Consider the following 13,150-nt stretch of genomic DNA (forward strand, 5'->3'; position numbering starts at 1 on the left):
GATCAGCCGTGGGACTTCGGCGCGACCAGTCGGGTCGCCGCCCAGTCCTTGCTGACGGTGGCCGAGGTGGTCTGGGAGAGGCCCGCGATCGGGGCCGCCTCCGCAATGTCCGCCGCGTCGACGGCGTTGGGGCGCCCGATCTTCGGCGTCAGCAGCCAGATCACGCCGCCGCCGACCAGGTCGGTGAGGGCGTCGACCAGGCCGTCGACGAGGTCGCCGTCGTCGTCGCGGTACCAGAGCAGGACGGCGTCGACCACGTTGCCGTAGTCACCGTCCACCATGTCGCCGTCGATGGAGTCCTCGATCGCGACCCGCAGGCCGTCGTCGGTGTCGGTGTCCCAGCCGAGTTCCTGGACGATCATGCCGGGCTTGAAGCCCAGCCGCTCCCCGGTGCTGGACGGTGCGGTACCGCCACCGGCGGTGGATGTCACGGTGCTACAACTCCTCAGGTCAGTGCCCGCACGGGGCGCGGGTCGGGAGTAGTCCAGCCGAGTCGACCTGCTCAGCGCAACCCATCTCGCGTTTTCGGCGAGGCGCGCCGCGTCACAGCCCGCTCCCGAGGCCGGTCGACGGAGCGTTTCGGCTGCTCAGCAGGTGGAACTACTGCGGGGTAGATTTTCCGGTCCGAGGATGAGTGCAACGATGGTCGGGTGACCCACGACTCCACACCCACCGGTGGCACCACCTCCGCCGCCCGCGGGTCGGCCCGTTCCGTCATCCACGAGGGCCTGCCGACCCAGCTTCCGGACATCGACCCCGACGAGACCCAGGACTGGCTCGCGTCCTTCGACGCGATGGTCGACGAGCGCGGCCGGGAGCGGGCCAGGTACGTGATGCTGCGCCTCCTCGAGCGCGCCCGCGAGTCCCGCGTCGGCGTGCCCGCGCTGCGCAGCACCGACTACATCAACACGATCCCGCCGGAGCGCGAGCCGTGGTTCCCCGGCGACGAGGACATCGAGCGCCGGATCCGCGCGTTCATCCGCTGGAACGCCGCGGTGACGGTCTCCAGCGCGAACCGCAAGGGCCTGGAGGTCGGCGGCCACATCGCCACCTACCAGTCCAGCGCGAGCCTCTACGAGGTCGGCTTCAACCACTTCTTCCGCGGTCACGACCACCCCGGCGGCGGCGACCAGGTCTTCATCCAGGGCCACGCCTCCCCCGGCATCTACGCCCGCGCCTTCCTCGAGGGCCGGCTCAGCGAGGAGCGGCTCTACCGCTTCCGCCAGGAGGTCCAGCACGGCACCGGCGCCGGCCTGTCGTCGTACCCGCACCCGCGGCTGATGCCGGAGTTCTGGGAGTTCCCCACGGTCTCCATGGGCCTGACCGGCATCAACTCCATCTACCAGGCGCGGTTCAACCGCTACCTGCAGAACCGCGGCATCAAGGACACCGGCGACCAGCGTGTCTGGGCGTTCCTCGGCGACGGCGAGATGGCCGAGCCGGAGTCGCTCGGCGCGATCCGGATCGCCGCCCGCGAGGAGCTCGACAACCTGGTCTGGGTCGTCAACTGCAACCTGCAGCAGCTCGACGGCCCGGTCACCGGCAACGGCAAGATCATCCAGGAGCTGGAGTCCAACTTCCGCGGCGCCGGCTGGAACGTGATCAAGGTCGTCTGGGGCCGCGAGTGGGACGACCTGCTGGCCCGCGACGTCGACGGTGTCCTGGTCAACCAGATGAACTCGACCCCCGACGGCGCGTTCCAGACCTTCTCCGTCGAGGACGGCGCCTACACCCGCGAGCACTTCTTCGGCTCCGACCCGCGGCTGCGGGCCATGGTCGAGCACATGACCGACCAGCAGATCCGCAAGCTCCCCCGCGGCGGTCACGACTACCGCAAGGTGTACGCCGCGTTCGACGCCGCCACCAAGCACGTCGGCCAGCCGACGGTGATCCTGGCCAAGACGGTCAAGGGCTGGACGATCGACGCCCTGGAGGGCAAGAACGCCACCCACCAGATGAAGAAGCTGACCAAGGAGGACGTGCGCCGCTTCCGCGACCGCCTCTACCTCCCGATCAGCGACCGAGACCTGGACACGGCGTACGAGGAGACCGGCAGCGCGCCGTTCTTCCACCCGGGCATGGACGCCCCGGAGATCGAGTACATGATGGAGCGGCGCCGCCAGCTCGGCGGCTCCGTGCCGAGCCGGAAGAACCGGTCCGCCCCGCTGACGCTGCCCGGCGACAAGACCTACGCCGAGCTGAAGAAGGGCGCGGGCCACAACAAGGTCGCCACCACGATGGCCGTGGTCCGGCTGCTCAAGGACTGGATGCGCGACCCGGAGATCGGCAAGCGGATCGTGCCGATCGCGCCGGACGAGTACCGGACCTTCGGCATGGATGCGATGTTCCCGTCGGCGAAGGTCTACGACCCGCACGGCCAGACCTTCGAGTCGGTGGACCGCAACATGCTGCTGTCCTACAAGATGTCGCCGCAGGGCCAGATGCTCCACGAGGGCATCTCGGAGGCGGGCGCGATGGCGTCGGCGACGGCGGCGGGGTCGGCGTACACGACCCACGGCGAGCAGATGATCCCGTTCTACATCTTCTACTCGATGTTCGGCTTCCAGCGGACCGGCGACTCGATCTGGGCGATGACCGACCAGCTCGCCCGCGGCTTCCTGGTCGGCGCGACCGCGGGCCGCACCACGCTGACCGGCGAGGGCCTCCAGCACGCCGACGGCCACTCCCCGCTGCTCGCGGCGACCAACCCGGCCGTGGTCCACTACGACCCCGCGTTCGCGTACGAGGTCGGCCACATCATGCGCTCGGGCCTGGAGCGGATGTACGGCACGAGCGAGGAGCACCCGCAGGGCGAGGACGTCGTCTTCTACCTGACCGTCTACAACGAGCCGGTGCCGCAGCCCGCCGAGCCCGAGGGCGTGGACGTCGAGGGGATCCTCAAGGGCATGCACCGGGTCTCGGTCGCCGAGGGCGAGGGACCGCGCGTCCAGCTGCTGGCCTCCGGCGTCGGCTTCCCGTGGGCCGAGGAGGCCGCCCGCCTGCTGGCCGACGAGTGGGGCGTCCGGGCCGACACCTGGTCGGTCACCTCCTGGAACGAGCTGGCCCGCGACGCCGTCGCCGCGGAGGACTGGAACCTGCTGCACCCCAGCGAGCAGCCGCGCCGCCCGTACGTGACCGACAAGCTCAACGGCGCCGAGGGCCCCGTCGTCGCGGTCTCGGACTACATGGCCGCCGTCCCGCTGCAGATCGCGCGCTGGGTCCCCGCGGACTACCGCGTGCTCGGCACGGACGGCTACGGCTTCGCCGACACCCGGCCCGCCGCGCGGCGGTACTTCCACGTCGACGCCCAGTCGGTGGTCGTCCAGGCCCTCGCCGGCCTGGCCGCCGCCGGCCAGATCGACCCGGCGCGGGTCAAGGAGGCCGTCGACCGCTACCAGATCGACGACCCGACCGCGGTCGCGGGCGTGAAGCAGGAGGGCGGCGACGCCTGAGCGGCGCCCACCACGTACGACGGCCCCGTCCCGGGTGGGACGGGGCCGTCGGCGTACCGGAGGGAGCGGGACCGGTGGTGCGGGGCTCGGCCCGGAGCCAGGCTCAGGCGCTGGCGCCCGGCGAGCGCACGCTCGTCAGCGGGGTCACCGACGACGTGGGCCCGGCGAGCAGCAGCCGCCGCCACCGCGCCCGGTTGTAGCGTGCGGGCTCGGTGGTCGAGATGAAGTCGTCGAGCAGCCGCACGAACCGCTCCGGGTCGGACTTGTGCGGGAAGTGGCCGGCGTCGTCGATCACCTCGACCCGCGCCCCGGGCGCGATCTCCGCCGCGTTCGAGGCGTGCGAGACGGGGATCACCTGGTCCTCGCGCCCCCACACGACCGCCATCGGCATCGCCTCGGTCAGGTAGGCGCGGTCGGCCATCGTGACCACCTGGCCGCGCCAGTCGATCACCGCCCGCACCAGGTGCCGGATCGCGTAGCGGGTCCCGCGGTCCTGCCAGGAGTCGATGATGGCGGCGATCTCGGGCAGGTCCCGGGTGAGCGGCCGCAGCGGGCCGCCGACCGCGCCGAGCGCGCGCAGCCCGGCCGTCTCGACGTGGCGCAGGCCGGGCAGGGTGAGCAGGCACATCGCGGTCTCCCACCCCGGCGCCTGGATCAGCCGGATGAACGGCGTCACCTGCGGCCCGAGGCCGCCGGTGGCGACGAGCATCACGCGCTCGGTGCGCTCGGGGAACTGGTAGCCGAACTGCATCGCCACGCCGCCGCCGAAGCTGTGCCCCACGACGGTCGCCTTGTCGTACCCGAGCACGGTGAGCAGGTCGCGCATCCCGTTGGCGTAGCCGCCGAGGGTGTAGTCGGCGCGGGGCTTGTCCGAGAGCCCGTGGCCGAGCAGGTCGGGCGCGATCACCGTGTACTTCTCGGCCAGCGCGTCGATCACCGGCTCCCAGGTCCGGTGGTCGCACGCCAGGCCGTGCAGCAGCAGCACGACCGGCCCCTCACCCTCCTTCACGTACGCGCGGCGCTTGCCGTGGATCGTGACGTAGTGCACCTGGTGGGGCTCTGCGCGGCCGGTCTCGCTCATGGCGATCTCCTGCCCGCGCCCCGCGATCGGGGTGGAGCGCGGTTCGGTGTCGGGGGTGGCTGGGGCGGGCCGGGCCGCGCTGCCCGGGTTCTTCACGATTCAACCACGGATGCCCGTGCCGGGGCACGAACCTCCGCTCCGCGCCCGGAGTCCTAGGCTGGCCCCATGGCCACCACCGACGCCCGCACCCGCGCGCTGGAGCAGCTCCGCGCCGCGGCGGGCGACCTGAGCCGCGCCGCGGTGAGCAGGATCGAGCGCGACCGCCCCTGGTTCCGCAACCTGCGGGCCGAGGAGCGCGCCTGGGTCGGCCAGGTCGTGCAGTCCGGCGTGCGCGGCTTCCTGGACTGGCTGGGCGCGGAGGGCGAGCTCGCGCTGCCCCGCGAGGAGGACCTCGTCGTCTCGCTCTTCGGCACCGTCCCGCAGGCACTGGCCGGGGTGATCGACCTGCGCCAGACCGTCGACCTGATCCGGCTGACGATCGACGAGGCCGAGAGGCAGATCGACCAGATCCTCGACCCCACGCTCACCCCGGACCTGCACGCCGGCATCCTCCGCTACGGCCGTGAGGTCGCGTTCGCCACCGCCGAGGTCTACGCCCGCGCCGCCGAGATGCGTGGCGCCTGGGACGCGCGCCTCGAGGCGCTGGTCGTCGACGCGGTGCTGCGCGAGGAGTCCGACGACGCGGTGCTCTCCCGGGCCAGCGCCGTCGGCTGGGCCGCGCGTGGCCAGGTGGCCGTGGTCGTCGGCCAGGCGACACCCGCGCAGGCCGAGGCGGGCGACTTCCACGAGATCCGGCGCGCCGCGCGCGCCGCCGGGCTGGACGCGCTCTGCGCCGTCCAGGGCCACCTCCTGGTGGTCATCCTGGGCGGCGTCTCCGACCCGGAGAAGGCGGCGGGCGCCGTGGTCGAGTGGTACGACGAGGGGCCGGTCGTGGTCGGCCCGGTGGCCGCGGACCTGTCCCACGCGCACGACTCCGCCACGTCCGCGCTGGCCGGCCTGCGGGCCGTCGCCGGCTGGCCGGACGCGCCGCGCCCGGTCTGCTCCCACGACCTGCTGCCGGAGCGGATCCTCGCCGGCGACGCCGACGCGCGCCGGGAGGCGGTGGACGCGGTCTACACCCCGGTCGCCTCGGCGCGGGGCTCCCTCGTGGAGACCCTGACCACCTACTTCGCCCAGGGCGCCACGATCGAGGCGACCGCGCGGGCGCTGTTCGTGCACCCCAACACGGTCCGGTACCGGCTCGGGCAGATCGCGGAGATCACCGGGTTCACCCCGAACCGTCCGCGGGACGCGCTGGTGCTGCAGATCGCTCTCATGCTCGGCCGGCAGCGCGGGGCGGCCACGCCCGATCCGACGTATCCGAACCGTCCGTTGTAGGGATCTCACAAAGCACCGGCCGACAAGTTCGTGAGGATCGGAGGCGGCGTTGTCGAGGCTCACAGGGCAGGCTGAGTGTGTGCTCGCAATCGTCGCCCCCGGCCAAGGCGCCCAGACCGCCGGCTTCCTCCGCCCCTGGCTCGCCGACCCGACCTTCGCCGCCCGCCTGGAGTGGCTGGGCGCGGTCGCCGGGCTCGACCTCACCCACTACGGCACGGAAGCGGACGACGACACCATCCGCGACACCAAGATCGCCCAGCCACTGCTCGTCGCGACCGCGATCCTCACCGCGCTCGAGCTCTTCCCGCCGTCGGGCGACGGCACGCCCGCCGACCTCGCCGGCGTGGGCGCCGTCACCGGCCACAGCGTCGGCGAGATCGGCGCGGCCTCCTTCGCCGGCGTGCTCTCCCCCGAGCAGGCGATGGTGCTGGTCCGCGAGCGCGGCAACGCGATGGCCGCGGCCTCCGCGGTCACCCCGACCGGGATGACCGCCGTCCTCGGCGGCGACCGCGACGAGGTGCTGGCCTACATCGAGAAGCACGGGCTCACCGCCGCCAACGACAACGGCCCGGGCCAGATCGTCGCCGCCGGCACGCTGGAGCAGCTCGCCGCCTTCGCCGACGACGCCCCCGCGAAGGCCAAGCTGCGGCCGCTCTCCGTGGCCGGCGCCTTCCACTCCGAGCACATGACCCCCGCCGTCGAGCACGTCACCCGCCTGTCCGGCGCGGTGCCGGTGCACGACGCCCGCGCGCCGTTCATCTCGAACGCCGACGGCACGGTCGTCCGCGACGGCCGCGAGGTGCTGACCAAGATCGTCGGCCAGATCGCCCGCCCGGTCCGCTGGGACCTGTGCCTGGAGACGATGGCCGGGCTCGGCGTCACCGGCATCCTGGAGCTGCCGCCCGCCGGCACGCTGACCGGCATCGCCAAGCGCTACTTCCGCGGCGGACCGCAGCCGGTGGAGACGCTCGCGCTCGGCGGACCCGACCAGGTCGAGGCCGCCCGCGAGTTCTGCGCCAAGCACGCCGACACCACGAGCGACACCGTGGCCGACGACGAGGGCGGTGCGGCATGAAGGGCCTGAGCGCGGCCTCCGGGGCCCCGTACTCCGCGCTGCTCGGCGTCGGCGCCTACCGGCCCGCCCGGGTGGTCCCGAACTCCGAGATCGTCGACGCGATCGACTCCAGCGACGAGTGGATCCAGCAGCGGTCGGGCATCAAGACGCGGCGGATCGCCTCCGAGGAGGAGACGGTGCCGATGATGGCCGTCGAGGCCTCGCGGAAGGCGCTGGAGCACGCCGGCCTCGACGCGCGCCAGGTCGACGCGGTCGTCGTGGCGACCGTGAGCCACCTGCTCGCGACCCCCTCGGCCGCGGCCGCCATCGCCCACGAGCTCGGCACCGACCAGGCCGCCGCTTTCGACATCTCGGCCGCCTGCGCGGGCTTCTGCCACGGCGTCGCGCTGGCCGACGGCATGATCCGCGCCGGCAGCGCCCGGCACGTGCTGGTGATCGGGGTCGAGCGGCTCAGCGACATCACCGACACCACCGACCGCGGCACCGCGTTCATCTTCGCGGACGGCGCCGGAGCGGTCGTCGTGGGACCCTCCGACACCCCCGGCATCGGCCCCGTCGTCTGGGGCTCCGACGGCGAGCACCAGGACCTGATCCGCTCGGTCAGCGAGACCGACCCGAGGCTGACCATGCAGGGCAGCGCCGTGTTCCGCTGGGCGTCGTACGAGATGGCGAAGGTGTCGCAGCAGGCGCTCGACCGCGCCGGCATCACGGCCGAGGAGCTCGACTGCTTCGTCCCCCACCAGGCCAACAACCGGATCACGGACACGATGGTCCGTGCCATGAAGCTCCCCGCCTCCGTGAAGGTGGGCCGCGACATCGTCGACGCGGGCAACACCTCCGCCGCGTCGATCCCCCTGGCGCTGGACCGGATGTACGCCGACGGCGACGCGAAGTCCGGCGACCGGGCCCTCCTGGTCGCGTTCGGCGCGGGCCTGGCGTACGCCGCCCAGGTCGTCGTCCTACCCTGAGACGCGACGCACCCCGACCGCCGGCCCGGCCCGCCGGTCCCCACCGCCTCCCACTCATCACCAACCAACGATGGAGAGAAACAGAATGAGCACCGAAGAGATCCGCGCCGCCCTCGCCGAGATCGTCAACGAGGTCGCCGGTGTCGACGCCGACGACGTCCAGCTGGACAAGTCCTTCGTGGACGACCTGGACGTCGACTCGCTGTCGATGGTCGAGGTCGTCGTCGAGGCCGAGGAGAAGTTCGGCGTCACCATCCCCGACGACGAGGTCAAGAACCTGAAGACCGTCGGCGACGCGGTCTCCTACATCGAGAAGGCCCAGGCCGCCTGATCGCGGAGCTGGGTTCGGAGCGAGTCGAGAGGTCCATCATGAGCCGTACACGTGTCGTGGTCACCGGGCTGGGCACCACCAACCCCCTCGGCGGCGATGCCGCCACCACCTGGGAGGGCATGGTCGCGGGACGGTCGGGCGTGCGCCGCCTGAGCGAGATCCCGGGTACGGAGGACTGGCCGGAGCTCGCGGTCAGCATCGCCGCCCCGGCGGCGGTCGACCCGACCGACGTGCTCGAGCGGGTCCGGGCCCGCCGACTCGACCGCTCCTCCCAGCTGGCCCTGGTCTCCGCGATGGAGGCCTGGGCCGACGCCGGCCTGGAGCAGCCGCAGGCCGACGGCGAGCTCGACGGCGACCGGATCGGCATCGCGATGGCGTCGGGCATCGGCGGCGTGCAGACGCTGCTCTCGAACTACGACGTGATGCTGGCCAAGGGCCCGCGCCGCGTCTCCCCGCTCGCCGTCCCGATGCTGATGGCGAACGCCCCGGCGGCCACGCTGAGCCTCCAGTTCGGCGCCCGGGCCGCGGTGAACACCCCGGTCTCGGCGTGCGCCTCGGGCAACGAGGCGATCTCGCTGGCCGCCGACCAGATCCGCCTCGGCCGCGCCGACATCGTGGTGGCCGGCGGCACCGAGTCGGCGATCCACCCGCTGCCGATGGCCGCCTTCGCCAACATGATGGCGCTGTCCAAGAACGCCGGCGACCCGGCGACGGTCTCCCGCCCGTGGGACACCGCGCGGGACGGGTTCGTCCTCGGCGAGGGTGCCGGCGCGCTGGTCCTCGAGTCGTACGAGCACGCCCGCGCCCGCGGCGCCCGGATCTACGCCGAGGTGCTCGGCACCGGCATCACCGCGGACTCCCACGACATCGCCCAGCCGGACCCCGAGGGCCGCGGCGGCACCCGGGCGCTCCAGCGCGCGCTGGCCGACGGCGAGATCTCGCCGTCCGACGTGGCGCACGTCAACGCGCACGCCACCTCGACCCCGCAGGGCGACGTGGCCGAGTCGCTGATGCTGCACGCCGTCCTCGGCGCCCACGCCGAGGAGATCGTGGTGACCAGCACCAAGTCGATGACCGGGCACCTGCTCGGCGGCGCCGGCGCGGTGGAGGGTGTGGCCACCGTGCTCGCCCTGCACCACCGGCTCTCCCCGCCGACCATCAACCTGGACAACCTCGACCCCGCCGTCGAGCTGGACATCGCGACCAAGCCGCGCGACCTCCCGCTGGGCGACATCGTGGCGCTGAACAACTCGTTCGGCTTCGGCGGCGCCAACGTCGCGGTCGCCTTCGGCAGCGTCTGAGGCTCCCCACAACGGCGAAAGGCCGGCTGAGCGATGCTCAGCCGGCCTTTCTCGTACGTTCTGCGTGCGTCCCTGCTCGGACGACCTCTTGCTCGGACGACCTCTTGCTCAGACGACCTGGTGCAGCCAGCGGACGGGGGCCCCGTCGCCGGCGTACCGGAAGGTCTCCAGCTCGTCGTCCCAGGGCTTGCCCAGGAGCTTGTCGATCTCGTTCTCGATCGTGGTCTCCCCCAGGGCCGCGCGCACCGTCGCGGCGCGGAGCCGGTCCTCGGGGATCATGATGTCGCCGTGCAGGCCGGTCACGGCGTGGAAGACGCCGAGCTCGGGGGTGTAGGAGAACCGGGTGCCCTCCGTGGTGGCGGTGGGCTCCTCGGTCACCTCGAAGCGGACGTGGTTCCAGCCGCGCAGCGCCGACGCCATCGACGCGGCGGATCCCGCCTTGCCCGACCAGGAGAACTCGGCCCGGTAGGTGCCGGCCTGGGCAGGCTGCGGCGTCCAGTCCGGGCTCACGGCAACGCCGAGCACACCGCCCACGGCCCACTCGATGTGAGGGCACAACGCGGACGGTGCTGAGTGGACGTAGAACACGCCGCGGGTAGCACTGTTGCTGTGGGTCACCCTGGTCTCCTCGATCTGCCTTTCACTCCGGCGCGAGCTACGCCTTCCCCAGCGGTCTCACGAAGCGAGTCGGCATCGAGTAGCTCGAGTGACTCCTGTGGAGTTGTGGCCCCATTGTTACCCATGGGGCGGTAGAAAACCAGCGTATCCGCGCGTCCGGCGCGGGCGTGTCACTGCCCGAGCGCGTCCTCCGGCGCCTCGGCCCCCATCATCGCCTCCAGCACCGCCCGAGCGATACCCAATCCACCCAGATGGCTCTCCCCGTCGATCACCGAGAGGCTGGCGTCGGGCAGCCGCGCGACGACGTGCTGGCCGTGCGCGAACGGCACGATGTGGTCCTCGTCGCCGTGCCACCAGCGCACCGGGACCGCGACGTCGGCCAGCGCGAAGCCCCAGTCGCGCGTGAAGAGCACCAGGTCCGCCAGCGGCGCCGTCGTCTGGAAGCGGGCGCCGTTGAGCAGGTCGTCGAGGAACATCGCCTTGAACTCGGGCCGCGCGAGCAGCGCCTTGTCGCCGGCCGGCTGCACCGAGGCGTAGAGGTCCAGCGCCGGGCCCGCCAGCGGGCGCACCACCCGGATGGTCCCGGTGATCGCCGCACCCAGCGGGCGTCGTACCGCGGCCAGCGCCGGGGCCAGCCGCACCGCGAGCTGGATGGGACCGCCGGGCGCCGCGTCGGGCCCGCGGGTCGGCGCCACCCCGCCCAGCACGCCGATCCCCGTGACGCGCTCCGGCATCGCGGCGCCGACCGCGAGCGCGTAGGGGCCGCCACCGGAGAGCCCGATCACCCCGAACTCACCGACGCCGAGCGCGTCCAGCAGCAGGCGCAGGTCCTCGGTGAAGTCCAGGATGTTGGGGTACAGGTACGGCGTCGAGGTGCCGATCCCGGGCCGGTCCACGCCGATGATCCGGATGCCGGCGGCAGCGGCGTAGGTGCGGGCCTCCACCGGGATCTGGCGTCGCCCGCCGGGCGTGCCGTGCAGCCAGACCAGCGGGCGCCCGTGCGGCGACCCGTACTCCGCGAAGCTCAACCGCCGCCCGTCCCGTACCGCGACGCTCCCCTCGAGCGTCGGGCGTTGGACGGCATCGGGGCCACCCCACATCGACCGCAGCTGCGCGCTCATGCCCAGGAGTGTGGCACGCGCCACGCGGCGCGGGCGCGATGTCCTAGCCTTCGGCCATGGACACCGCTCCCCCCGGTCCTGGCGACCCCACGCGGCGTGCCGCGGACCTCGAGGTGGGCACGGCCGCCCGGGCGGGCCGGGAGTCCCGGTGGTGGGCACCGACGATCACGACGCTGACCGTGGCGGTCGCCGTCGGCTGGGCCGCCTGGTACGCGCTCACGCCGGAGCCGCTGCCGATCAGCGAGGACAGGGTCACCGCCGTGGGCAGCACCCGGGCGCCCGTGTACATCGGCATGTTCACCCTGCCCGCCGGGGTGGACCGAACGCTTCACGTCGCCGGGGTCAGGACGCGCGCCACCGCGAGCGGTGAGGTCGAGGTGGCGCCGCTGCTGTGCCGGGACGGCAGCATCGGCGTGACCAGCGCGCCGGAGCGGTTCTGCGCGGCGGTCGACGACCCCGCCGGCGCCACCATGGCCGACGGCGACTCGATCGTCCTGGAGGTCAGCGCGGACGCGGGGGTGCTCGTCGAGATCGAGCGGATCCGCGTCGCGTTCCGCGAGCAGCTCCGCTGGGGCACCGCGCCCGCCGGGAAGGCGGGCGCGACCGTGACCCTCGACGGCGCGACCGTGACCCTCGACGGGGAGTAGCGGCGGCCCGCTGGCCTCAGCCGAGCCGCTTCTCGAGCGCCGCGGCGCGGTCCGCCGCGTCCGTGAGCTCCTCGCCGTCGATGGCGTCGGTCCGGTGGAACCAGGTGAGCGCGTCCTGGAGACGGTCGGCCTGCTCGAGGGTGTCCGCGTAGGCGTAGCGCAGCCGCACCACCCAGGGCTCGCGGGTCTTGTTGTTGAGCGGAGCGAGCTCCAGCGTGCGCAGCGCGGCGTCGAACTGGCCGAGGTCGCGACGAGCGCCCGCCTCCACGATCGTCATCTCGGCCTTCGCCGGGGCGTCGAAGTTGGCGACGGCCGGGCTCTTGGCCAGCTCCAGCGCGCGCTTGGCGTTGCCCAGCGCGCGGTGGCAGTCCGCCATGATCGGCAGGTACGCCGTGGCGCCGTTCATCCGCTTCGCGGCGCGCAGCTCGGCCAGCGCCTCGGAGTAGCGCCCGGCGGCGTAGGCGGCCTCGCCGGCGGCCTCGCGGACCACGGCGAGCCGGGACGCGCGGGCGCGCGCCGCCAGCGTGTGCTGGTAGGCGGTCTCCGGGTCCTCGTCGATCAGCGCGCCGGCGGCGGCGAGGTGACGCGACACCCGCAAGGCGAGCTTGTCGGGGAGGCTCTTGAGCTGGGCGCGGATCGCGGGCGCGAGCTCCTTGCCGGTGATCTCGTCCGGAAGCGGCGGACCGTCGTAGACCGCCTGCTCCTTGGTCCGCTCCTCGCGGTCGCGCGGCGGACGCGAGCCGCCCGAGCGCTGGCCCTGCCCCTGGCCCTGGCCGCGACGTTCCTGCGAACCGCGCCGGTCGCCGCCGTCCTTGCCCCGGCCGCCCGAGCGGGCGCCCCCGGAGCGCGACTGACCGCCCGCGCGGCCCTGGCCGCCGCGACGGTCGCTACTGCCTGCGCCGGAGCCCGACCGTCCCTGCGGACCGCCGCTGCGGCGTGAACCCTGCTGCTCTGCCACGACCAGCTCTCTCTTCTCGTGTCGAAGTGGTGCCAAATACAGTAGAGGCCACCCGAAGGTGGCCTCTACTCGCAAGCGGCGCGTCGGGGGACGCGGCCCACGCCTGCTCCAATGTTTGTCCGGCGGCGTCCTACTCTCCCACAGCCTCTCGGTTGCAGTACCATCGGCGCTGGCAGGCTTAACTTCCGGGTTCGGTATGGGACCGGGTGTTTCCCTGCCGC

12 protein-coding genes and 1 rRNA gene are annotated in these 13,150 nt (G+C 73.0%); 7 read left to right on the forward strand and 6 right to left on the reverse strand.

The annotated features are described in order from the left end of the window. Positions 1–2: 2 nt before the first annotated feature. A complete protein-coding gene (locus ABLM29_RS13115; RefSeq protein WP_349714566.1) occupies positions 3–431 on the reverse strand; it encodes a DUF3052 domain-containing protein in 429 nt (142 codons plus the stop codon). Positions 432–650: 219 nt separating this feature from the next. Here ABLM29_RS13115 and aceE point away from each other — a divergent pair, with 219 nt between their 5' ends. Beyond that, positions 651–3,452: a pyruvate dehydrogenase (acetyl-transferring), homodimeric type gene (gene aceE / locus ABLM29_RS13120; RefSeq protein WP_502889233.1), complete on the forward strand. Its 2,802-nt coding sequence runs from the start codon at positions 651–653 to the stop codon at positions 3,450–3,452. Between the two features lie 103 nt (positions 3,453–3,555). Here the strand turns inward: aceE and ABLM29_RS13125 are convergent, their stop codons facing one another. Then, the gene (locus ABLM29_RS13125) at positions 3,556–4,533 is read right to left on the reverse strand and encodes an alpha/beta fold hydrolase (protein WP_349714567.1); all 978 of its coding nucleotides are present in this window, start codon (positions 4,531–4,533) and stop codon (positions 3,556–3,558) included. A gap of 165 nt (positions 4,534–4,698) precedes the next feature. On the opposite strand from ABLM29_RS13125, the gene ABLM29_RS13130 reads away from it, so the two are divergent. The 5 genes from ABLM29_RS13130 (at position 4,699) to ABLM29_RS13150 (ending at position 9,585) form a co-directional block, all read left to right on the forward strand. Further along, a complete protein-coding gene (locus ABLM29_RS13130; RefSeq protein ID WP_349714568.1) occupies positions 4,699–5,910 on the forward strand; it encodes a PucR family transcriptional regulator in 1,212 nt (403 codons plus the stop codon). 79 nt (positions 5,911–5,989) lie between these two features. Then, positions 5,990–6,985, forward strand: a complete 996-nt coding sequence (locus tag ABLM29_RS13135) for an ACP S-malonyltransferase (RefSeq protein WP_349714569.1) — start codon at positions 5,990–5,992, stop codon at positions 6,983–6,985. Then, complete coding sequence (locus ABLM29_RS13140) at positions 6,982–7,953, forward strand: beta-ketoacyl-ACP synthase III (RefSeq protein WP_349714570.1); 972 nt, start codon at positions 6,982–6,984, stop codon at positions 7,951–7,953. The genes ABLM29_RS13135 and ABLM29_RS13140 overlap by 4 nt, the downstream gene beginning before the upstream one ends. Positions 7,954–8,038: 85 nt before the next feature. Next, positions 8,039–8,284 carry an acyl carrier protein gene (locus ABLM29_RS13145; protein WP_136595404.1) on the forward strand — a complete coding sequence of 82 codons (246 nt, stop codon included), beginning with the start codon at positions 8,039–8,041 and terminating at the stop codon, positions 8,282–8,284. Between the two features lie 38 nt (positions 8,285–8,322). Then, a complete protein-coding gene (locus ABLM29_RS13150; RefSeq protein ID WP_349714571.1) occupies positions 8,323–9,585 on the forward strand; it encodes a beta-ketoacyl-[acyl-carrier-protein] synthase family protein in 1,263 nt (420 codons plus the stop codon). A gap of 108 nt (positions 9,586–9,693) precedes the next feature. Here ABLM29_RS13150 and ABLM29_RS13155 read toward each other — a convergent pair whose 3' ends face one another. After that, positions 9,694–10,173 (reverse strand): DUF3145 domain-containing protein, encoded by a 480-nt coding sequence (locus ABLM29_RS13155; RefSeq protein ID WP_502889234.1) that lies wholly within the window; start codon positions 10,171–10,173, stop codon positions 9,694–9,696. A 200-nt stretch (positions 10,174–10,373) separates the two neighbouring features. Then, positions 10,374–11,324 (reverse strand): alpha/beta fold hydrolase, encoded by a 951-nt coding sequence (locus tag ABLM29_RS13160; RefSeq protein WP_349714573.1) that lies wholly within the window; start codon positions 11,322–11,324, stop codon positions 10,374–10,376. A 56-nt stretch (positions 11,325–11,380) separates the two neighbouring features. On the opposite strand from ABLM29_RS13160, the gene ABLM29_RS13165 reads away from it, so the two are divergent. Beyond that, the gene (locus ABLM29_RS13165) at positions 11,381–11,971 is read left to right on the forward strand and encodes a hypothetical protein (RefSeq protein WP_349714574.1); all 591 of its coding nucleotides are present in this window, start codon (positions 11,381–11,383) and stop codon (positions 11,969–11,971) included. A gap of 16 nt (positions 11,972–11,987) precedes the next feature. Here ABLM29_RS13165 and ABLM29_RS13170 read toward each other — a convergent pair whose 3' ends face one another. Then, positions 11,988–12,929 (reverse strand): tetratricopeptide repeat protein, encoded by a 942-nt coding sequence (locus ABLM29_RS13170; RefSeq protein WP_349714575.1) that lies wholly within the window; start codon positions 12,927–12,929, stop codon positions 11,988–11,990. Positions 12,930–13,046: 117 nt separating this feature from the next. After that, a 5S ribosomal RNA gene (gene rrf, locus ABLM29_RS13175) occupies positions 13,047–13,150 on the reverse strand; the annotation flags it as partial.

Origin of the sequence: Nocardioides sp. YIM 152588, from assembly GCF_040191335.1 — a bacterium.
In the GTDB taxonomy this organism is placed as follows: domain Bacteria; phylum Actinomycetota; class Actinomycetes; order Propionibacteriales; family Nocardioidaceae; genus Nocardioides.

Bases quoted from the DNA above. Each gene is read 5' to 3' on its own strand.
- ABLM29_RS13140 (WP_349714570.1), top strand. From the start codon at position 6,982: ATGAAGGGCCTGAGCGCGGCCTCCGGGGCCCCGTACTCCGCGCTGCTC.
- ABLM29_RS13165 (WP_349714574.1), top strand. From the start codon at position 11,381: ATGGACACCGCTCCCCCCGGTCCTGGCGACCCCACGCGGCGTGCCGCG.
- ABLM29_RS13160 (WP_349714573.1), bottom strand. From the start codon at position 11,324: ATGAGCGCGCAGCTGCGGTCGATGTGGGGTGGCCCCGATGCCGTCCAA.
- ABLM29_RS13150 (WP_349714571.1), top strand. From the start codon at position 8,323: ATGAGCCGTACACGTGTCGTGGTCACCGGGCTGGGCACCACCAACCCC.
- ABLM29_RS13145 (WP_136595404.1), top strand. From the start codon at position 8,039: ATGAGCACCGAAGAGATCCGCGCCGCCCTCGCCGAGATCGTCAACGAG.
- ABLM29_RS13130 (WP_349714568.1), top strand. From the start codon at position 4,699: ATGGCCACCACCGACGCCCGCACCCGCGCGCTGGAGCAGCTCCGCGCC.
- ABLM29_RS13125 (WP_349714567.1), bottom strand. From the start codon at position 4,533: ATGAGCGAGACCGGCCGCGCAGAGCCCCACCAGGTGCACTACGTCACG.